Genomic DNA, 22220 nt, shown 5'->3' with positions numbered 1-22220 from the left:
GGTCTTACGCCCCCGCCACTCTTGTTAGCTCAACAATGTTCTTTACGTTAAATTTATCCAATAGACGACGTTTGTATGTGCTGACTGTTTTGTCACTTATTGATAGCACTGAAGCGATTTCTCGATTGGACTTTCCTTGTAATAAATACTTCATTACTGCGCTTTCTCTGCTTGAAAGTTGTGGCATTTCTCGAACGCTATTAACAACTTGCTTAAATTTGAAGAAGGTATACCCCTTCTCTACCGCTTCTATCGCGTCTTTAAGAATGTCGTGATTTTCCGATTTACACACATAGCCATCAGCGCCAGAACGAAAAGCCATTTGGCTGTACATTTGGCTAGTTTCAGCGGAGAAGAAAATGACTTTGCCTTCATAACCATGGGATTTGATACGTTTGTAGAAATCAAACCCATCGCAATCTGCCAAGTTCACATCTAAGATCAACAGTTGAATTTCTTCCTTTTTCAATATTTGTAATGCCATCTTCGCTGATGTTGCAGTAAATACCCCATTTGTTTTACCTAACTCTTCCAGCAACGACTTGATTGCAACACAAACGAGAGGATGATCGTCAAAGATCAAGTAATTCAATTTATTCATATGTTTCATTTAGTATGGTTATGGCTTCTAGTGGCATGGGTTTATCAATGTAGAAGCCTTGGCAAAGATCAATGCCATACTCACGTATCGCTTGCAGTGTGACTTCGTCTTCAATACCTTCCGCGACCAATCGTATATTCAAACTTTTCGCTAACGCGCAAATAGCAACAACGATGTTGCGTTTTTTGATATCGCATTCGACACCTTGTACAAACGAACGATCGATTTTTAACTCGTTGAATGGCAGTTGAGCCAGTTTTTCAAACGTTGATGAACCCGTGCCAAAATCATCTATTGAGACAGTGACACCGTTCATCCTCAACTTGAGTAAATTCTTGTACAGGGACGCGCTAGTCTGAAATGTATCTCGCTCTGTAATTTCAATGGTGATTTGTGATGGGTCAATCTCGCTCTCTGAACATTGCTGTAAAAAGTAATGAGAGAACGCCGTATCTTCTAAATTTTCATGGTCTACATTGATGGATACGTTTTGCGTCAATCCGCGGTGTTTCATGTCATAGATAACATTACTCAATACAGCTTGAAACAACTCTCCAGAAAGGCGGCAACGCTCTACAATTGGCAAAAAATAATGAGGGGGTAACACACCATAAATAGGATGATTCCAACGCGCGAGCGCTTCATACCCAAGCACTTCCCCACTTTGCACATCGACTAAAGGCTGGTAATAATTTTTCACGCGCCCTTCAGCCAGAGCAAACAGGAATTCTTGATCTTCCACTTCAATAGGTTGCGCAAAGCTGACTTGTTTCGCTTTTTCATCTTTTATTTTACCCAACAAATCAACGACTTTATTTTCATCGTATGGCTTAGGCAGCTTCCCTAATACTTCAAAACTAAATCCCTCGCACATGGCTCTTACCGCAGAAATAATGGTCAATTCCATTGCACTGACCAGTACAACTTGCCCCTGGTACTGGACTTTATCGAGCATTTCCATCATATCGATGCCGTCTTTTCCGGGCATTTGGATATCACAAAAAATCACGTCAAAATATTGTTCCTGCACACTCTGAATAGCGGCATCCACACAGTTAAAAGGGATGACTTGCGCGCAATAGCGATCCAATATTTGCGTAAGTATTGTGGTTTGTAGCGGATGGTCATCAATCACCATCACATTAAATTGTGTATTCATTTGTCTCTACCCAATAGTTTATGTTTTCGATCTCCTGCTCGATTCGTAAAATTAGCTCCGCTGTTCGCCTGTCAAACTCCGCAGCAGTAACTCGTTCTGCCTCAATGCAAAGCTCAGTCAGCATGCTTACCCCTATCGCCCCAACCGCTCCTTTGATGCCATGAATGACCCGTTTTTTGTCTCGCTCAGTCGATGCGGCGTTTAAGTTTTTTATATCTGTAGACATTGATTGACTAAACACGCGCGCAATCTCTTTTGCGTCCTGTGCTTTGAACCGTTTAATCCAGCCGGGCAGCCTACCCCTCTCTTTTTCGCCAATAAATGGAATCAAAACGGTTTTTAATTGATTAAGGTCATAGGGCTTGTAGAGCACATCATCAATGCCGATATCCTGTGTGCGCTCAATGGCAAGACGAGCATCTTCTGCTGTCACACCGATGATTGGAATTGCTTTAAATTCGGAGTTTTTCACGTGCCTAACAAGCTCATAGCCATCCATTTCTGGCATATGAAAGTCGGTCAGCAGCAACACAACGTTTTCATCTTGGTTGATGTATTCCCATGCTTCGCGGCCGTTATTCACAATGACAGGTTCGATTCCAAGTTCATGAAGCTGCATTGCTATCACACTTTGGTTAATGGGATTATCTTCTGCGACCAGTACCGTGCCGAGAACCCAAGAAACCACTTCTTGATTTACGTCACTAAGCTTGGTTTCTTGCTGCGTTTGGCTGAGCAAATTGAACAATGTATCTGGATATTGAATCTCTCTTAGCGTAAGACTGCCAAGTACCCTTTGTTCGTCACGCAGCATTAGGCCATTAAAACTGGCATCGCTGTCGTGTATAGGGTGAAGGTTCGCCACCATTGTTTTTAACGTCGCTGGACGCATTTTCCACGCGTCACACCACTGGCGAATATTAAGTGGTAAGCTCTCGCTATACGTCCAGTTCAAACAAACGTCTGGCTCAGAGTCGCAATGCTCAATTGGCAGTCTGACAGTAATCGTCGTGCCCAAGCCAAATTGTGAATCGATGCAGAGCACGCCGCCCATGCAGTCGATCAATCGGTCAACAATGCTTAGCCCCAATCCAGTACCGCCATATTTACGCGTAATAGTGTCATCCGCTTGAACAAAAGGATTGAGAATGCCTTCGAGTTGGTCATCCGTCATGCCGATACCTGAATCCGCCACTTTCAAAATAAGCTGCTTTTCATGAAGAATGACACTGATTCCAACCTCGCCTTCCGCAGTGAATTTCACCGCATTGGAGAGCAGATTGGTGGTAATTTGCACCAATCGCAGCGCGTCGATTTCAATGAAAGCATTCGAAAATGGTTTGATTGTCACTTTGTAATCCAAACCTTTCGCGAGCGCTCGTGGTTCAAAGCTTCGAAACACATCGCACAAGGTTTTAAGCAAGTCGGTCTTAGTTGGAGCGACGGTTAAGTGCCCTGCCTCTAACTTTGAATAATCCAGTACTTCGTCTACTAGCGTATTCAAATGATTGAGCGAGCGTATGGCTTGGGCAATTAACTCGCGATTTGAATCTGCCGTCACTTGGCGATTTAGCAAATCGAGGATGCCGTGTGCTGCCGACAATGGCGTTCTTAATTCGTGACTCATGGTTGCCAAAAAGTTTTCGCGCGCACGTACCGCGGTTTGCGCTTCTTTTTGCGCATCGATTAACGCCTGCTCACGTTCTTTTTGCTGGGTAATATCTTGAATAACAGTCAGTACAAACTTGTTCTTACCGCTAGGAGAAGCGATGACTTTGCGTTCTCGATATACATGTTTAATATCAAGTTCACAGCCCGACGAGGCAACCTCTTCTGAAATACGCTTTCCAGCAATAACAGTGGTTAGTTCATCAAAATTATTCACCAGAGGAGCGTGCGCAGAATCACTTTTCAACTTACATTGTTGGCACTGTTTACTGTTGTAGTTGGCACAATTGCTCATCTCCATATGGTTATTTTCACTATGGATAAAAACCAAGCTATTGATCTCTTTGATGATGTCCATCAGCCATTGCTTTTCCGCTTCCTCATTGTCAGCATTAAATTCGGCTAACCTCACTTTAAGTCGCATGTGAGATAAGATGAAATACGCCGCAATTAACATGAGACAGAATATGAATGAACCAGCAACAACAAATGTAGCGATCTGCTCCGAGTCATAGCCATAAGTCAGTTTGAAGCTTCGGTGAGAACGCAGCAGTTTTTCGATCTCGTTAGAATCAATGGTTTCGATGATGCTGTTCAACATGTGTTGCAGTTGTGTATTGTGGTTTGCAACCGCAAATGCATTAGAGAACGTCAAAACGTCCTCCGCATTGATCACCAAGCCATCGACTTGATCTTGTGCAATCATGTTGTGAACGATGTCGTCAGGAATGTAAGCCACATCCAAAACGCCCGATTTCAAATCGGTAAGCAGCTTCTTCAAATCATCATAATGATCAACTTGGCCTTGCTGCCAAGTGCCCAAATGAACTAACCCTTGCTTTTTCAAAGTGAGCAGAATACCCGCTTCTTTCAGTGCAGATTTATCGCGCTTGCTCTGCTCCGCTTGGATAGCCACGTAATTACTGTGCATGAATGGTTTAGTGAACAACCAATCTGACTTAGGTAGCTCACCCACATAAGAGATGGGGACTATATCGGCATCAAATGCCGTTAATCCATTAGAAAGGCTCGACGTCGGCTTCACATACTTAAAGCTCAAGCCAGTACGAGACTGCAATAAGTCGACAAAATCTGGAAAGAAACCGTCTAACTCACCCGTTTGCGAATCTCGGTAGAGAAACGGATAAGCTTCGTCACTGCTGCTGTAAGTTATCACTAGTTTGTTTTGATGATTACGTCGGTAATCTACCAATAACTTATCACTGATATGGTAAGGATTTTTCGAGGCGACGGAGCGAATGTTTTTTCCATTTTGCTCCCACTGAAGGATTTTGTTGATGTCATCGATCAGACTCTGTTTGTCCAACGAAGCGATAAAACTCACCTCTTCGTTTTTCAACCAACTGGGAATATCGACAACCCCTTTTACAATGTCATTCAAATCCAAATATTGGGTAATACCAACATAAGTGTAAATCAGCGCGTTCGCTTTACCTCGCTTAACTTCATTAAACGCCTCTAAACGTGTTTTAACGTAATGTATCTTATCGATACCACGTTCAGTGAGGTTGTCACAATACACACTGCCCTCAACACACACCCATTTAAGATCACGCGCATCACTATCTCGGTAAGTGGCATTCCGATACCAAACAGCGATAGTGCTCGAAAAGAAAGGCATCGAAAACAAAAAACGCTTTTCTCTTGCTGCTGTTTTACTAAATCCAACCGCACCATCAATCCTCTTGCTTTCGACATCCGCAAGTAAAGACGGAATATGCTTGTAAGTCCGAAGTTCTAACTCATAATCCAAAGCTTTAGTAATGTTAGACAAATACTCAAGACTAATTCCGTACGAAGGACCAACTCTACCGTCAAACGAGTCTTTAGCTTCGTCTTGCGCAATAACGCCAACGATGACCTTCGGTTTAGGACTCTGTTTGGCCATTGAGCAAAAAGAACTCGCTAAAAAAATTAAGGCGACGGACGATACCGTAATACTTCTAAGAATACTGAGCATGACTGCTTCCTCTGAATGGAAGCTCAGACTAGTTTTTGTCAGATAAAAGTCAAACTTCGCTCAACAGCGAAATAAAAATAACACTTTGATATAAAAGCAGAAAACCAAAATTCGTCAGAACAATCTGACAACACAATCCACCTTTGACTACACAGCGTTTGCGTTCGGTCTCTCACCCAGACGGATATTCACTGCGAGTCGGTATATATAAGAGATGTGTGCGTTTAGGTTTGCACGCCATAGCTTTTTACTTTCATCTTGAATGATTCATCATCATTCCATGATAAACTGACGTATTAACATGAAAGAAAGCTCAACTCCGCGGTTTCGAGCAGCTTGAAGTAAACACAGTTTTAGAAAATGCATTCTAGTATTGTATTACTCAAGACTCACATTGCTACTTTTACAACCGCTGGAGCATTAGAAAAATTAAGGTATTAAATTCAAATGGTTAATAACTCAATCCAGTGGTTTCCTGGCCACATGCACAAAGCACGTAAAGAGATCGAAGAAGCAATCCCTCAAGTGGATGTGATCATCGAAGTACTGGATGCTCGTATTCCTTTCAGTAGTGAAAACCCTTTGATTTCTCAAATCCGTGGTGACAAACCTGTCGTTAAAGTTTTGAACAAACGTGATTTGGCCGATCCAGAGTTAACTCAACTGTGGATTGAGCACTTGGAGCAAGAGCAACATGTAAAAGCAATGGCGATCACGACTTCTGAACCACAAGAAGTGCATCGAATCATGGAGCTTTGCCGCAAACTTGCCCCACACCGAGAAGAAATTGGTAAAAACATTCGCACCATGATCATGGGCATCCCAAACGTTGGAAAGTCAACGATCATTAACACCCTCGCAGGTCGAACAATCGCTGTAACAGGTAACCAACCCGCGGTTACACGTCGTCAACAACGTATCAACCTGCAAAATGGCATCGTATTATCTGATACTCCAGGAATTTTATGGCCAAAAGTGGAAAATCCACACAGTGGCTTCCGCCTTGCGGCTACTGGCGCGGTAAAAGATACAGCGATGGAATATGACGAAGTCGCATTCTATACCATTGAATACCTAGCAGCTCATTATGCAGACAAGCTTAAAGAGCGTTATCAAATTGAAGAGCTTCCAGAATCAGATATCGAGATCATGGAAGAAATTGGCCGTCGCCGCGGTGCACTACGTGCAGGTGGACGTGTTGACTTACACAAAGTATCAGAGATCTTATTGCACGAACTTCGCCAAGGCACTTTGGGCCAAATTACATTAGAACGCCCAGAAATGATCACTCAAGAACTGATTGAAGTCGAGATTGAGACCGCCCGTAAAGAAGAAGAAAAAGCGAAGCGTAAAGAAGAGCGTCGTAAGCGATATTTACGTAATAAGCGATAAGCTTGTCTTTTATCTACTCATGTTTCAAGGCGCGATTTTCGCGCCTTTTTTGTTATCTAATGCGCCCATTTTTTTCACTTTTCAAACTTTATATTCCTCATCCAAAATCCAGATATGAAGCACGAAAAAACACCGCAAAATCGCCGTATAAACTTTAAGCACAAACTAGTTTAGACCCCGGGCCCCTATAGAGTTACAGCCACCATCCAACCCTCAAATGTCGAGTTTGCAAGGGTCTGCAAACTTATGCAACCTGGTTAGTGACACTCTCCCCAAAATCCGCAATATGAATAAGTGTCAGCGCTGGCGTTTTTCCATATGAAGAAGAGATTTATTATGAGTGAAACTATACAAAGCAAACCACTTCCCTCCTTTATCGAGGAACGCCTAGATTTTTATATTCAAGATCTAATCGAACCGAATGAGAACAAAAAACACCTTGTTCTTGGTAAACGCCCACCGTGTAATGCCGTTGTCCTGCAAAGCAATGATTACCTTGCACTGTCTCATAATAAGGAGATTCAAAACGCGCATCGTGATGCGATTTCCCAGCACGATGACAACGTCGTGATGTCCGCGATTTTCTTACAAGATGATGAATCGAAACCTGCATTTGAAACGCAACTAGCCAGTTTCGTTGGTATGCCTAGTTGTCTACTTTCTCAATCTGGTTGGGCTGCGAATGTCGGTTTATTGCAGACTATTTGTGCACCGAACATACCTGTGTACATTGATTTCTTTGCACATATGTCTTTGTGGGAAGGCGCACGTATTGCCGGAGCACAAATTCATCCGTTCATGCATAACAACACCAGTCACCTAAGAAAGCAGATTTCACGTCACGGTTCAGGGATCATTGTTGTGGATTCGGTTTACAGCACTATCGGGACCATCGCTCCTCTACGTGATATCTACGAAATAGCACAGGAGTTTGACTGCGGCCTGGTTGTAGATGAATCACACTCTTTAGGTACACACGGTCCACAAGGTGCGGGGATACTGCAGGGTCTTGGCTTAACTCATAAGGTAGATTTTATTACCGTTAGTCTTGCCAAGACATTTGCTTATCGTGCTGGCGCGATTTTAGGCCCAGAAAAACTGGCGAAGACGCTTCCATTTGTGGCGTACCCTGCAATATTTAGTTCTACCGTATTACCGCAAGAAATCATTCGGCTAGAGAAAACACTGGACGTCATAAGAAAATCAGATGATAAGCGAGATATTCTGTTTGAAAGAGCCAAGTCTTTAGCCGTTGGTTTAAAACGCATTGGATTTACTATTCGCAGTGAATCACAAATTATCGCATTAGAATGTGGTAACGAGAGAAACACTGAGCGAGTCCGCGACTTTCTCGAAGAGCGAAATGTTTACGGCGCAGTGTTTTGCCGCCCTGCAACTGGAAGGAACAAAAACATCATCCGTTTTTCAGTCAATGCAGACATGACAGCTGCTGAAGTTGATCATGTACTCACTGTCTGCCAACAAGCATTTGCACACCCTGACTTAGAGTTTGTGTAAGTTAGTGTGTAGATAAAACTAAAGAGCTCAACAGTTTTGCTGAGCTCTTTATTCGTGTTATTCGTTGTGAGCAACTCGCCTCAAGAAAACAAGTCGCGAATGATTAGATCCAGTTTGCGATTTTATCGAACAAACGATTTTTATCCGCCGGTTTTACGATGAAGTCAGACATACCCGAAGACCCAATTTTGTCCAACGTGACAGGTGAACTATCCCCTGTATGTGCAATAATAGGTACCGACGCATAGTTTTTATCCGAGCTTCTAATTCGCCTAGACGCTTCTACACCATCCATAATTGGCATTTCGATATCCATCAGAATGAGATCAACATCTTCTTGCTCTAGTGTATCCAGAGCCTGCTGCCCGTCTTCTTTCTGAATCACTTCAAAGCCTTGCTTTTCAAGTAACATTGCCGTGAATTTACGCAAAGATTCATTATCATCCACGACCATAATTGTACGCTTATTTGAATTATCTAACGTCACCGAGGCCGTTGGTGTCGATACATAGCTTGAATCATATAAGAGACGCTCAATAGTTGGTTTAGTATTCAATAACCAGGCTTGCGTTTCGATCCAAATAGGTTCATATGCAGCCTTACGTGCTCTCTGAGTCGGATGATGCTCAAAAAGATAAACGATGCGTGCTTCAGTGAAAGACAAGAGAGATTCTAATCTATCCAATTGGTTTGCTCTTGGATCTAAGCTCTCAAGATCGATAAAAATCAGATCGAATTCGAACTCGTACTCTTTCTTTTTGAGTACTTGGTTGGCATCTAAAATCGTCGAGTCAAAGCCCATAAAACGGCTAATATCTGTTACTTTAGACACCAAGATATCTTGGCTAGTCACCGTTAGAATGGTTTTGAGTTTAGTCAGATCGTTTTTGATTTCATTAACGGTATCAGATGTCGTTAGTGGGAAAGTTAACGTAAATTGAGACCACTCCCCTAACTGAGATTGACACTCAATGTTCCCCCCAAATGAACGCATGACTTTTTTACAAAACGGTAGACCCAAACCATAACTTCCTGATTTGCCAGTGGTGTAAAAGTCTTGAAAGATATTGCGTAGAACATCAGGAGCAATGCCAGCACCATTATCGGTTACAACAATTTGATTAAAGCGTTCTGAACTTATCATGGATACATGTATGTGAAAATCTTCAGATTTACGGTGATGGAAGGCATTCTTGAAGAGGTTATACATAACGTATTTAAGTAACGTATCACTACCTAGAAACTCAAACTCACTTCTCGCATCCAGCGATATGGCAAATCGATCAGTGGCACGTTTATAACTGAAGCTTTCAATTGCCTGTTCAACGACCGAGTGAACTGAATATTTTTTGAAGCTAGAACGAGAAACTCGATTTTCATCAATCGAAGTTAGCAATAAATCGATGGTTTCATTACCCGATTGGATAATGTTCATTGCATCCTGACTCACTTCACGTAATAAGGTGACATCCTCTACACTCATGACGTACTGCTCTTTTCCTGCCTCTTTCATGTTGGGCAAGATCGACTGGATAACATCTATTGAAGTGCAAAGCCCACTCAACGGGTTACGCATTTCATGTGCAATCCCTGCCCCGAATGATTTTGCCAGCGAGACTTTCGCTTCATGTTCAACTTGGTTACGAAAATAGAACAAATTACCGAAGACATAAATAAACAGAAAGATTGGCACATGAGTCCAATCCATGGTCAAGTCAAGATGGAACCCTTTTGCAACCCAAGCGAAGAATGTTGCTAAACCTATCCCAGCAAAGGTTTGAGCAAACATGACCCTAGTAACATGAACCAGTAAAATGTGTAAGAAAATTGCAGACATAAACGACATAACCCATACATTGGACCAGTCATTCATCAGTAACATATAAAAAAAGAAAAACGGTAAGCACAGCGTTATCGTCACTTGGTAGTAAATAGGAACATAATCTCTCCAAGTCGATGATAAGCGGTTTCTAAAAATGATGCCGAAAAACAATAACGAGCAAAACAATCTAAGAGGTAAATTTTCATAAGCCTGTGGAAAGGCAAACTCCCAGACAAAGTAGTACAGCGGAAAGCCAAGAAACCCCATCCAGCCAACGAGAGTTAGGTTTGGTTCTGCATATTGATAAACCTTACGTATCGAGTCCATATAATCTGTTTTGCTTACTCCGCCTGACGCACAACAATGTGATTTTGATTCACTTTTATCATTTTATTATTAACTAATTATATATTAATCATCATTTATAAGCAGCGCGAAATGACGTAAACAGCTCGCAATACTTATCTTTAGTTTCAATCTTTTAAGACAGCTGCACTTGATTTACAACCAAATAAACAAAGTTGCATATAGTTTAGTGTAATTTTGCGATAATCGCTCTGTATCCAATTGGATGTTAATCTCATTTTGTTCTAGAAACTTAAGTCGCGCCTTTGGCACGGCTTTCCAACGATTTAAAAACTGCACTCACCGCATATAGCGCGGTGACAAACAATTGGCTTGGGGTGTGTCATGAATTCTTTCCAGATAAAAAATGTCATTTTTGATGTAGGTAATGTATTGGTACGCTGGTCTCCAGTAGAAATCGTTCGCTTAACATTTGGTGGTTCCGTAGAGTCAGAGAAAATGGCTCAAATGCTATTTTCATCACAAATCTGGAAAGATTTAAATAAAGGGACGACCTCCGAAAGGGAAGCAAAACAGCGTTATCAACGTGAACACCAAGTAACGACGGAAGAAATGGACCGCTTCTTTTATTATGTAAAACACACTCAAATACTACTTTACGGCAGTATAGAGCTGTTAAAACGAGTAAAAAGTGCCGGATATGGCGTATATGCGCTCACAGACAACATCAACGAAATTGTGGAACATCTTCGTACTACCTATGAGTTTTGGCCACTGTTTGATGGAGCAATCATCTCTTCTGAAGTTCAATTACTAAAACCACAAGCGGAGATCTACCAAACTCTACTTTCAAAGTATCAGCTTAACCCCGAAGAGACAGTATTTCTTGATGACATGCCTTACAATGTTGAAGGTGCCCGAGCAGTTGGCATGGCTGCTATTCAGTTTGAAAATGCTCAGCAATGTGAGCTCGAACTAAAAGCCATGGGGGTTAACTTCTAGAAAGCTTTTAATAAAACATAACGTTAGGGTGCATAAACAAAAAAGAGCAGTGTTGAGACTGCTCTTATCTAGTGTTTTAGAACGCTAGGTTAGGAGTAAATCACGTTTTCCTCAATCCCACTAACTAATGACTGGGCGTTCTTCCAACGGAATACTTTTTCTAACACCTCTTTGCCATCAGGTGCGCGCCAAGTTCGCTCTTGATCCTCTTGTCCACCAATGTGGCGATAGAATTCAATCGCAGAAATGTTTTGCGACACAACTTCTAAATAAAGACCTGTGTCTTTAAAGTACTGCTGTTGCCATTCGGCGACAGCAAGTAATAGCTGCTTACCAATCCCACGACCACGGTAACTGTCATCAACATGCAATGCGTCAATAAAGGTTCCACGCTCGAAATCATGGTTGCCGAACACACAAACAAAGCCAAGTAGCAAACCTCCCTCCTCCGCCAAGACAATGTGCTGATTGAATGGTGGGTTGGTCAAACGGGTTTGCCAAATCAGTAGTTTGTCGTCAATCGCTTCTTTCTCAAGATAGTTATCACTAAGAATGCCACGGTAATGACGCTTCCAGCTATCCGCATGAAGATGCGCAATGCGCTCGTAGTCCTTATATTCCGCTAATCGTAAATCCATTACGTATTCCTATTTTCTTACATTTTTGCTTCTTTATAGAGTCTCGGTATATTCCACCTTTATAACACTTGTTTCTTGGCAGATTTTATACACCTTAAGCCAGAGCTCATTTTTTAATACTACTCATTATTCAATTAAAAGCAAAATATCCCATCAAGTTCCTTAATCTACACCCAAAGGAATAGTCACATTTGTCTAACTTTAATTTGACTTACATGTGTACGCTGATATTCTAGCGAACAGTTGTTAGCTCAAAGTTAGGGATACACCTGTGACTCAAAACAAACCACCTGTTATCTGGTTGAATACATTAATATTTTCTGCCAGTTTTGTTCTGACTTTTATTGTAATGCCTTGGTATGCATATCATTTTGGACTGGGTTGGGAACATCTAATTTGGGGAGTGATTGCATTTAGTTTTACTAACCTTTCTATTACAGCAGGCTATCATCGTCTCTGGAGCCACAAAACGTACGAAGCTCATCCTATTTTGCGCGCCATTTTTGCGATTGGAGGAGCATTTTCTTTGCAAAATAGTGCATTACATTGGTCTTCTGATCATCGTGTGCATCACAAACATGTCGACAATAACGATAAAGATCCGTACTCAGCCAAGCGGGGTTTTTGGTATTCTCACATTGGGTGGATGTTACGTGATTACAATAAATCAAAGGAAAACGAATATACAAACTGCCGTGACCTAAAGCGCGACAAAATCGTCATGTGGCAGCATAAGTATTATGTTCCACTTGCCCTACTGACTAATATTGGTTTCCCAGTCATGCTCGGACTGATCTACGGTGATATCTGGGGGATGTTATTGGTCGTTGGTGCGGCTCGACTCTTTATGAGTCACCATACGACTTTTTTCATTAACTCCCTCGCACATATTTGGGGTAAGCAAACTTTCACAGACAAAAACACTGCTCGCGATAATGGTGTACTCGCCTTTTTCACATTTGGAGAGGGTTACCATAATTTCCATCATATTTTCGAGAATGACTATCGCAATGGCGTGTATTGGTGGCATTACGACCCAACGAAGTGGTTGATAAAGTCATGTTCTTGGCTAGGACTCACATCTAAGTTGCGCACAACGCCTACATTTAGAATTGAAAAAGCCCGTGCGAGTCAACTTTTGAAGAAAGCAAGAGAAAAGCTAGAATCGAAACCGAACACGCAAACAATCCTCGATCAGCTACAGCACGAGTTTGATACTCTAGTTCATCACATGCAGGAATACTACGAGATGCGCAAAGAAGTACTCGGTGCCAAAACTGCCAGTGTGGTAAAGAAATACGAATGTTCTGTAACAAAAATGAAGTATCAGCAAATTAAAGCAGAGTTCGAACGGCAGCAGCGTAGTTGGAACCTTATGGTTCGTCGATACGCATAGTTTATCCTCATTCTTACGATTACTTAGCTTCGCTTCGGCGAAGCTTTTTTGTTGTGAAGAGTGTTTTCCAATAATTGCTTACTGAGTAAAGTCTTTTTCCTATTGTGAATCAATTCACTCTTTATTCATTCACTTTCCTAGTCATATTTTCCTTCCTATAAATAGCTTCAAACCAGCACATAACACTTAGAAAACCAAATTCCAACAATACAATCTAACGAAATTATTTATTAAATTATTATTTGTCTCAGATCATGCAAGCCCCATATTTGTCTCGTGCCACAGCTAAGAATTCTGTAAATTCCTTGTCATAAACTGAAACAGTTTCTTTCTTTTTTACATAACATTCGGAGATCCCTATGTTAGAGCTCTTAATTGGCTTAGTGGTTACCATTGCGGTGGGTTACTTTATTGTCAAAGGCTATAAAGCTGCGGGCGTGTTACTGACAGCTGGTATTGCTTTACTTCTTATGACTGGCGTTTTGGGGCACGACGTGCTGCCGTCAAAAATCACCTCAACTGGTAACATGGTGACAGATGCGCTGGAATACGTGAAATACATGCTTCAATACCGCGGTGGCGGTCTTGGTATGCAAATCATGCTGCTTTGTGGTTTTGCGTCATACATGACTCATATCGGCGCGAACAACGTGGTAGTGAAACAGTTCTCTAAACCGCTTTCTGTCATCAAGTCTCCTTACGTCCTTTTGGTAGCGGCTTACATTGTGGCGTGTTTAATGTCTCTTGCGGTAAGTTCTGCAACAGGCCTTGGCGTACTATTAATGGCGACACTATTCCCAATGATGGTCGCGATGGGCATTTCTCGTCCAGCAGCCGTTGCAGTGTGTGCCTCTCCAGCGGCAATCATCCTTTCTCCTACTTCTGGTGATGTTGTTATCGCAGCAGAAAAGTCTGGTTTAGAGCTTGATGTGTTTGCGGTACAAACTGTGTTGCCTGTTTCTATTTGCGCAATCATCGTCATGGCAGCGGCAGCGTTCTTCTGGAACAAATACTTAGATAAGAAAGAAAATACACCAATGGAAAAAATTGATGTATCAGAGATCAAAGCTGACGCACCAGCGTTTTATGCAGCTCTTCCATTTCTACCTATCATCGGCGTTTTCCTATTCAACGGTCGTACCATTCCAGGACTTAGTCTAGACATCTACACTATTGTGGTTGGTTCGATTTTCCTTGGAGCTCTGATCCATTATGTTGTAAATAAGTTCGATGGTAAGAAATCACTAGAAGATTTAGATTCTTGTTACGCAGGCATGGCTGACGCGTTCAAAGGCGTTGTGATGCTTTTGGTTGCCGCAGGGGTTTTTGCACAAGGTCTGATGTCTATCGGAGCTATCGATAACCTACTTCATCTAGCAGATAATGCTGGTGCAGGCGGCGTTGCTTTAATGCTTATTCTAACTGCATTGACAGTTGCAGCAGCAATTGCAACGGGTTCGGGTAACGCGCCTTTCTATGCGTTCGTGGAGTTAGCACCATCTTTGGCTGCGAAAATGGGATTAAACCCTGCTTTCCTAATTATCCCGATGCTTCAAGCATCAAACCTAGGCCGTACTATCTCACCAGTATCTGGCGTAATCGTTGCGACATCAGGTATGGCAAACATCAGCCCGTTTGAGGTTGTAAAACGCACATCCGTTCCAGTTCTAGCAGGCCTTATCACGGTGATTATTGGTACTATGGTGCTTGTTCCAATGAGTGCCTAACGGTATTGCCACGATCAAACTAAAAGCAATATCCGAACAAAATTACGTTTAATTAAAAACGCCAGCAAATGTGCTGGCGTTTTTTTATTCTAATGTGATGATTTACGCTGACTTAAATCGGTCAGGAATCTTAGTGATGCTCTCTCTGTAGCTAAACCATAAGTAGGTAACGGCAAGCGAAAAGAATAAATATGAAAGTGCGAATACGATTGGAGACGTGATTAATTCCGCGGACATTCCCCACATCACACCGACTACGGTTATCGTCAACTTAGAAAGCATGCCGCAAATAAGTAGGAATAAAGCAAGCTGTGGAAAGCGCGAGCTGCGAAATGCGAAGAAATAACAGCTACCTACCGCTAAAGAAGCAATAGATAAGCCCAACATAAATGAATGGATGTGGTCTGCTGATGCGATACCAGCGGATACCGAAGCCATGAGTAATAGGAACAGTTTCATAAGTCACCTCACAACAAATCTAAAAAGCATCCCTTCATAAATGAAAACTCATTTTTCACTATATTTTGCGCCTAAAATCAGCAATTACAAGTTACTTTTTTGCTCACTTAATAAACACAAAAGCTAATCAGCTTCAATTGTTACAAAAGGTTAACAATTAAAAATTAAGAAACCCTTTGCATCTGATACTTACGACAGTTAGATGATAAATTCGCCATTTTCGTTACAGATGGTTAACATGGAAACATTTTGAAATTTTTTATTTGAAATGTGAGCTGTGCACTCAACAACGTAAAACCTCTCTGTCTTGACTCATCATTCGTTCTTGGTGAACAAAAAATATCACTTTTTTACAACGTTCTTACTACATACAAAACCATGAATTCACATCCACTTTTAATGTTGCAAATTATTTTATCAGTAACCGTAAAAAGAGATTCCAATCACATATTTATTGGTTATAATCCGCGCTCATTGCGTTAAACGTTGAAAAACGCAAACTAATTTTGAGAAAAAACATCTTTAAACCAACCTTCTTTGCGGCATTGCCAATAAGAGGAAAAACTGAGAATAAAAATGAGCAAGATTGATAAAGCTATGCGCATCCTGTTAGCAGGGTTCTGTATCAACCTTTGTCTTGGCATCCTGTATGCTTGGAGTGTATTCAACAAGGCACTGGTAACTGAATCAGGCTGGAGTGCTGCAGAAGCTTCTGCACCTTACGCAACTGCAACCATCACTTTCTCTATCTGTCTTCTTATTGCAGGCATTCTTCAAGACCGCATGGGCCCTCGAATGATCCTTATCCTAGGTACTGTTCTTACAGGTCTGGGCATGATCGCGTCTGGCTTTGTGAACTCTCCACTAATGTTGAACATTACCTTCGGTGTGATCACAGGTGCAGGTATCGGTTTTGGTTACGCATGCCTATCACCTTCTGCGATGAAGTGGTTCCACGCTTCGAAGAAAGGTATGGTTAACGGCATTATTGCGGCAGGTTTCGGTCTAGCGGCTATTTACCTTGCGCCAGTAACTTCTGCGCTAATAGACAGCATGGGCATTCAAACTAGCTTTATGGTTCTTGGTGTTGGTATCCTAGCGATTGCAGTTCCTCTTGCAGCAACCATCAACAACCCACCAGCAGACTACACACCTGCTGAGCCTAAAGTAAAAGAAGGCCAAGCACCTAAAGCGGTGAAAAAGTCAGATGACTTAACTTGGAAAGCAATGTTGAAAACGCCACAGTTCTACTCTCTATGGATCATGTACGCGTTTGCAGCTTCTGTTGGTCTAATGATCATTGGTAACATCACGACAATCGCAAGCGTTCAAGCAAACTTGCCAAACGCGGTTTACCTAGCGTCTATTCTTGCTGTATTCAACTCTGGCGGTCGTGTTGCCGCGGGTATGCTTGCAGATAAAATCGGCGGTGTTCGTACGCTTCTACTCGCGTTCGTTCTACAAGGCGTAAACATGGTGCTGTTCGCGACGTTCGACTCTGAGTTTACACTAATCATCGGTACAGCAATCGCAGCGGTAGGTTACGGTACACTTCTAGCGGTATTCCCTACTCTAACGGCTGAGTTCTACGGTCTGAAAAACTACGGCACTAACTACGGCGTACTTTACACAGCATGGGGTATTGGTGGTGCAATCGGCGCAGCGGTTGTTGGTTTCTCGATGACAAATGGCGACGGCTACACCTTGGCTTACACAATTTCTTCTGCAATGATGGCAGTATGTATCGTACTTGCGTTCATCACTAAGCCATTGTCTGAAGCGAAAGTAGCACAGCTAAAAAACGCATAATTGCGAATTGATTTGATAGCAAAAAGGCTTAACCTATGGGTTAAGCCTTTTTTGTTATCGGTCGTTTATGGAAAGCCCTATCGAACTTGCACCAGACTACTATCTAGAGAACTTCTTTAAGCTGACTCATCACGCAATAACTTGGTACAGCGATTTACTGACCAAGGAAGAACACGCATGGCTTTGCTCGTTTGATTCTTTGAGCAAACACGCCCAGTGCCTTTTGGTGCGTTTATACAGCCGAAAGGGATGTTGGTTTCGAAGTGATAAGCTGAGTTATCAAGAAATACCTTCTATCAATGAAGCACTGGCAGAATTGAGTCAGCATGAGTTTGTAGCCCTTTCCCCACCCCTTTCTCATCAAGAGTTAGCGGCTAATTTACTGACCAAACCAGAAATCTCCGCGCTTTATCCCGAACTGCCGAAATCACTCAAGAAAGACGCCCTTGTCGAACATTTGAGTAATACGGAATTTGATCGTATAGAGCGGCTTGAGTTTACGATCGTCAAACTCAATTCTGCTCATATGATCGACGTGTTACTCACTCTGTTTTTTGCCAACACCCATCAAGACTTAAGTCAGTTTGTGCTTGATGACTTAGGTTTGCATCAGTTCGAGCAATATCAATTGAGTAAAGTGCGCCGTTTCTTTGATTCACGTGAGCAAATAGACCGCTTAATTGAACTGAGCCAGTTGGCCAACCTGTACTGGCAATTTGACCGAAAAGACAAAGCCAATCTCGACTTATTAATTGAGGCAATGCCTCAGCCCGTTAAACACCGTTACGTAGATCGTAAACGCGAGCACATGTTGAATGACATAGCACGTGATTACGAACGGCTTAATGATCTAGAGACCGCCCTGTCTCTATTTGGCCAAACTCAACTCACACCGAGCCGAGAACGACGCGCACGTATCTATGACAAATTAAACCATGATGATTTATTTGGTGACATTGTCACAGATATGCTTAACTCACCGATCGATGTGTCTGAGCTCGAAGTTGCACAAAAACTTGAGCAACGGTTAAAACGAAAACAAGGCGAGAAAGTGCCAAGAGTGACGAAGCCAACCTGTACGGAATACCGCCTTGAACTGGATTTATCTCAACAGAGAGTCGAACTCGCCAGCAAAGCGTATTTTGAGTCCTTAGGCTGGACTGTATTTTACGCCGAAAATGCACTGCTTAATGCATTACTTGGTCTCACTTTTTGGGATGCGATTTTCGCTCCCATCGAAGGCGCATTCATCAATGCCTATCAACATCGTCCTCTGGATTTGTACCATTCTGATTTTGTTACCAAACGCCAAGCTTTGATAGATGCGACGTTTGATATGTTGGAAACGGGCAATACTTATACGTTGTTAACTAGATACGATGAGAAGTTTGGTATCAGCAATCCATTTGTGCATTGGAGCTTAATAAGTAAAGAGCTACTCGAAATGGCACTCGATACAATCCCAACTAACATGTTGATGGCGCTATTTAAAATACAATTGAGTGACCTAAAGCTTTACCGCAATGGGATGCCTGATCTGATTGCTTTTAAAGGAAACGAGTTCGAATGGATTGAAGTAAAAGGGCCAGGCGATAAACTCCAGGATAACCAATGGCGTTGGATTAAAGAGTTTACTCGCCTTAATGTGCCATTTGCGGTGTGTTACGTCGCCGCAAGTTAACTCTCTTTATATAAAGAGCTTGGCGCATATTCATTAAAACAATTTCTTTTTTACCGCACCTTGCTCTTTTTCTGAAATATTTTTGTTTCTTCACGATCACTTCACGCTTCATCACACACAATGCGCTTCTACTCATTAAGTTGATTTGAAGAGGCAAAATAAAATGAACAAAACACTTCTTGCGTTACTTGTTACCTGCTCAGTTTCGGTATCTGCGGCTCCTTATGTAGGTCTGGAATATGGACTAGGCACCACTGACCATGATTTGGAACCTCACTTTTCAACTGACAACGTAACACTCAACCCTGAGCTTGAAGACGGTATTTTCTCAGGCTTTGTCGGTTACGCATTTAATGACAACTGGGCATTGGAACTGGGTTACAGCCAGTTTGACCTTGATGATAGTCGTTCAAAAAACCTAGGTATCAAGTCAATCGATGGCAAAGATTACCATCATGAAATGGATTGGGATGCGTCAATCAAAGCCAAGCAAGTGTCGTTGGCTCCTGTGTTTAACTATGCATTAAATGATAAATGGACAACAAAATTCAAAGCGGGTCTAACGTACACGGAATACAACGCCAAGGTTTCTAAACATCAAGAATACGAACTTGTCACGAACGACGATGTGGAAATGACCAACACGCTTTTCCATAGCGCGGAGAAAAACAACGAGCTAGGCGCAATGTTCTCAGTGGGTGCGGAATACAGAATTTTCCCGCAGCTCACCATAGGTGTAAACGCAAAATATCAACTAGACCGATACGCGAACACTGCATCCTTTAACGTAGGCACAACTTATTACTTCTAATATAAGGAGATGATAATGAAAAGAGTATTGTTAACATCCATGCTTGCCCTACTTTCAAGCTCGGTTTTCGCCGTGTTTAATGGTCCAGAAGTCAGTGCAATCAATACGGTGAAAGAGGCGCGCAACGCAACCGACGACAGCGCTGTAGTGCTAACCGGGCATATTGTTCAATCATTTGGTAACGAGACTTACTTGTTCAAAGACAACACTGGTGAGATCGAAGTAGAGATCGACAACGAAGATTGGATGGGTCAAGAAGTGACACCAAAAGATACCGTAATGATTCGAGGAGAGGTTGATTCAGATTGGACAACTACGCAAATAGACGTTGAGACCATTCAAAAACGTTAAGAAGTTGACTAATACCTCAACACAAATAACACAGCCACATTTTAGTGGCTGTGTTACGCAATAATCATGGAAAACGCTCGTTTAGCTAGTCAAGCAAGGGCAATCTTGCGGTACGACTAATCGTATACTCTTAGGCTGAACATCAAATCTAATGGTTCTCGAATGATAAGGTTCTCCATCTAAATTAAGAGGCAATGGATTCGGAAAATCTATCTCCAACCAGCTTGCTTTAGTGTACTTCACAAACTCTCCTTTCTCACTCGGGTTATTGATCTCGTCGATTACTTTAGGCAGCTCATGAGGTAAAAATGGGCGCACCAATGTTAGATCCATCATCCCATCATTAATCATCGCTTTTGGAGCTAACTCTTGCCCACCTCCAGCAAGGCGCCCATTACAAAACGCACCGAGCAACATTTCTCCCTGATACGCGCCACCTTCAATCTTTATTGTTCCGTCATATGGTTTAAAGCCAAGTGCTTTTATAACACCAGTTAACGTGTAAGCTCCGCCGCCAAGAAAGTTTTTGAGTTCAACAGGCGTTTCTGCTGTAACTTCTGCACCAAACCCTGCTGTTGCCACGTTAATAAAGCAGCGATCGTTCGCTTTGACGCAATCGACCAAAGCGGACTGCCCCTCAACAGCAAGAGATAAAGACGCCTTAATGGAATTAGGTACTTGAATAGCGGTAGCAAAGTCATTGGCGGTACCAAGGGGAATAATGGCTAACTCAGGGCGTTTTTCTTTGTCAATTTGAATAATCGCAGAAGCCGCCTCATTGACGGTCCCATCGCCACCAGCGACAACAATACGTTCAATGCCTTCATCAACCGCTTCTTTAACTAGCCGCGGCATGTCTTGAGATTCCCACGTCACACGCACCTGTACGTCGATGCCTTTTTCTCTCATTTTCATGATTGCATCTCTTAACTCTGGATTCCCAGCTTTTTTTCCGTTAAGGATGGCACGTATTGTCTTTTTCATTGCACTTCCTATTGGTTGATGACTTTTCCTGCTTGCTTAATCTGTGAACGTAACCACTGATGGGCGCTGTCGTTTGTGCGACTAGGATGCCAGATTGTACAAAGCTCATACATTTGTTCATCAAATGGCATTGATAAAGATTTAACATGATAGGTGTTATTGAACAAGTTGATCATCGACTCTGGCATTAAACCAATGTATTCACTACCACAAATAATTGGGATCATTTCTAGTACGCCTGAGGCTCGATACTTAATCTTTCTCTTATCCAAGTCGACAATGTCATCGGCGTTTAACAAGCTCTTACGACTCTGCCACTGCGAAACCACTACGTGTTCTTCTTCAAAAAATTGTTCAGCCGTAATCTCGTCATTCAGGCGTGGATGCGCTTCGCTACATACCACCACCAAACGCTCCGTAAGTACAGTTTCCAGTTTTAACACCGTTCTTGCTCTTGGTGTGATATCAATGATCAAATCGTATCGTTGTAACCGCAGATCACTTTCAAAATCTTCCGTAAAAAGCGGATGTACTTCTAATGCAACATTTGGCGCCGACACACGGATTTGTTTCATGACTTGAGGTAGCAACTCAAAGCTTGCAACGGACACACAGGCAATAGAAAACACTCTATTCGACACTTTAGGGTCAAACTCACTAGAGGCCGATAATGTCGAAGTGAAATTTTGTACTGAAGCTAGAAGAGCAGGATAAATATCCATTGCAAACGAGGTAGGCTCGACACCTTTAACGCAACGATGAAACAATGGATCATCGTAGATATCACGTAGCCTTGCTAGCGCTTTACTCACCGCAGGCTGGGTGATGTTTAAACGCGCCGCCGCCCGAGACAAGTTACGCTCTTCATAGATGGCAGTGAAAATGGGAATAAGATTAAGGTCGGTCGGTTTCATG

At 42.3% G+C, this 22220-nt stretch carries 17 protein-coding genes; 9 read left to right on the top strand and 8 right to left on the bottom strand.

From position 1 onward, the window contains the following. Positions 1-4: 4 nt before the first annotated feature. Genes R7Q48_RS02755 through R7Q48_RS02745 form a run of 3 tightly spaced genes read right to left on the bottom strand, consistent with a single transcriptional unit; the run spans position 5 to position 5409 of the window. On the bottom strand, positions 5-601 hold the full coding sequence (locus tag R7Q48_RS02755; protein WP_017635347.1) for a response regulator transcription factor: 597 nt from the start codon (positions 599-601) through the stop codon (positions 5-7). Further along, positions 594-1760: an EAL domain-containing response regulator gene (locus tag R7Q48_RS02750; RefSeq protein WP_064369286.1), complete on the bottom strand. Its 1167-nt coding sequence runs from the start codon at positions 1758-1760 to the stop codon at positions 594-596. Before R7Q48_RS02750 ends, R7Q48_RS02755 begins: the two co-directional genes overlap by 8 nt. Further along, positions 1744-5409, bottom strand: coding sequence for an ATP-binding protein (locus tag R7Q48_RS02745; protein WP_318132145.1), 3666 nt, complete (start codon positions 5407-5409; stop codon positions 1744-1746). Before R7Q48_RS02745 ends, R7Q48_RS02750 begins: the two co-directional genes overlap by 17 nt. Before the next feature lie 447 nt (positions 5410-5856). Between R7Q48_RS02745 and ylqF the strand changes: the two genes are divergently transcribed. Both ylqF and cqsA read left to right on the top strand, forming a co-directional pair. Beyond that, positions 5857-6801 (top strand): ribosome biogenesis GTPase YlqF, encoded by a 945-nt coding sequence (gene ylqF, locus R7Q48_RS02740; RefSeq protein ID WP_005376521.1) that lies wholly within the window; start codon positions 5857-5859, stop codon positions 6799-6801. Between the two features lie 336 nt (positions 6802-7137). Next, on the top strand, positions 7138-8319 hold the full coding sequence (gene cqsA / locus R7Q48_RS02735) for an alpha-hydroxyketone-type quorum-sensing autoinducer synthase (RefSeq protein WP_053349163.1): 1182 nt from the start codon (positions 7138-7140) through the stop codon (positions 8317-8319). A gap of 103 nt (positions 8320-8422) precedes the next feature. On the opposite strand, the gene R7Q48_RS02730 is transcribed toward cqsA, so the two are convergent. After that, the gene (locus R7Q48_RS02730; RefSeq protein WP_064369289.1) at positions 8423-10468 is read right to left on the bottom strand and encodes a response regulator; all 2046 of its coding nucleotides are present in this window, start codon (positions 10466-10468) and stop codon (positions 8423-8425) included. A gap of 363 nt (positions 10469-10831) precedes the next feature. Between R7Q48_RS02730 and R7Q48_RS02725 the strand changes: the two genes are divergently transcribed. Continuing rightward, complete coding sequence (locus R7Q48_RS02725) at positions 10832-11449, top strand: HAD family hydrolase (protein WP_256902723.1); 618 nt, start codon at positions 10832-10834, stop codon at positions 11447-11449. Positions 11450-11538: 89 nt separating this feature from the next. On the opposite strand, the gene R7Q48_RS02720 is transcribed toward R7Q48_RS02725, so the two are convergent. Beyond that, positions 11539-12087 (bottom strand): GNAT family N-acetyltransferase, encoded by a 549-nt coding sequence (locus R7Q48_RS02720; protein ID WP_005376525.1) that lies wholly within the window; start codon positions 12085-12087, stop codon positions 11539-11541. 271 nt (positions 12088-12358) lie between these two features. Between R7Q48_RS02720 and R7Q48_RS02715 the strand changes: the two genes are divergently transcribed. Both R7Q48_RS02715 and dcuC read left to right on the top strand, forming a co-directional pair. Next, the gene (locus R7Q48_RS02715; protein ID WP_017821552.1) at positions 12359-13483 is read left to right on the top strand and encodes an acyl-CoA desaturase; all 1125 of its coding nucleotides are present in this window, start codon (positions 12359-12361) and stop codon (positions 13481-13483) included. 359 nt (positions 13484-13842) lie between these two features. After that, the gene (gene dcuC / locus R7Q48_RS02710; protein ID WP_005376528.1) at positions 13843-15210 is read left to right on the top strand and encodes an anaerobic C4-dicarboxylate transporter DcuC; all 1368 of its coding nucleotides are present in this window, start codon (positions 13843-13845) and stop codon (positions 15208-15210) included. Positions 15211-15312: 102 nt separating this feature from the next. Here dcuC and R7Q48_RS02705 read toward each other — a convergent pair whose 3' ends face one another. Beyond that, entirely contained in the window at positions 15313-15669 is a 357-nt protein-coding gene (locus R7Q48_RS02705; RefSeq protein ID WP_005376535.1) for a hypothetical protein, read from the bottom strand. Between the two features lie 576 nt (positions 15670-16245). Between R7Q48_RS02705 and R7Q48_RS02700 the strand changes: the two genes are divergently transcribed. The 4 genes from R7Q48_RS02700 (at position 16246) to R7Q48_RS02685 (ending at position 20321) form a co-directional block, all read left to right on the top strand. Then, positions 16246-17478, top strand: a complete 1233-nt coding sequence (locus R7Q48_RS02700; protein ID WP_005388232.1) for an OFA family MFS transporter — start codon at positions 16246-16248, stop codon at positions 17476-17478. A 67-nt stretch (positions 17479-17545) separates the two neighbouring features. Continuing rightward, positions 17546-19159, top strand: coding sequence for a VRR-NUC domain-containing protein (locus R7Q48_RS02695; RefSeq protein ID WP_213885833.1), 1614 nt, complete (start codon positions 17546-17548; stop codon positions 19157-19159). 163 nt (positions 19160-19322) lie between these two features. After that, positions 19323-19970, top strand: a complete 648-nt coding sequence (locus R7Q48_RS02690) for an AcfA family outer membrane beta-barrel protein (protein ID WP_005376538.1) — start codon at positions 19323-19325, stop codon at positions 19968-19970. Positions 19971-19985: 15 nt separating this feature from the next. Next, positions 19986-20321 (top strand): YgiW/YdeI family stress tolerance OB fold protein, encoded by a 336-nt coding sequence (locus R7Q48_RS02685; protein ID WP_213885834.1) that lies wholly within the window; start codon positions 19986-19988, stop codon positions 20319-20321. 81 nt (positions 20322-20402) lie between these two features. On the opposite strand, the gene yegS is transcribed toward R7Q48_RS02685, so the two are convergent. Both yegS and R7Q48_RS02675 read right to left on the bottom strand, forming a co-directional pair. Then, a complete protein-coding gene (gene yegS, locus R7Q48_RS02680) occupies positions 20403-21305 on the bottom strand; it encodes a lipid kinase YegS (protein ID WP_005376540.1) in 903 nt (300 codons plus the stop codon). 8 nt (positions 21306-21313) lie between these two features. Then, positions 21314-22219 (bottom strand): LysR family transcriptional regulator, encoded by a 906-nt coding sequence (locus R7Q48_RS02675; protein WP_318132144.1) that lies wholly within the window; start codon positions 22217-22219, stop codon positions 21314-21316. Position 22220 lies beyond the last annotated feature (1 nt).

Source organism: Vibrio sp. 378 (assembly GCF_033339435.1).
Note: the sequence above shows the minus strand (reverse complement) of the source record. Positions and strands in the feature narration are given on the sequence as shown.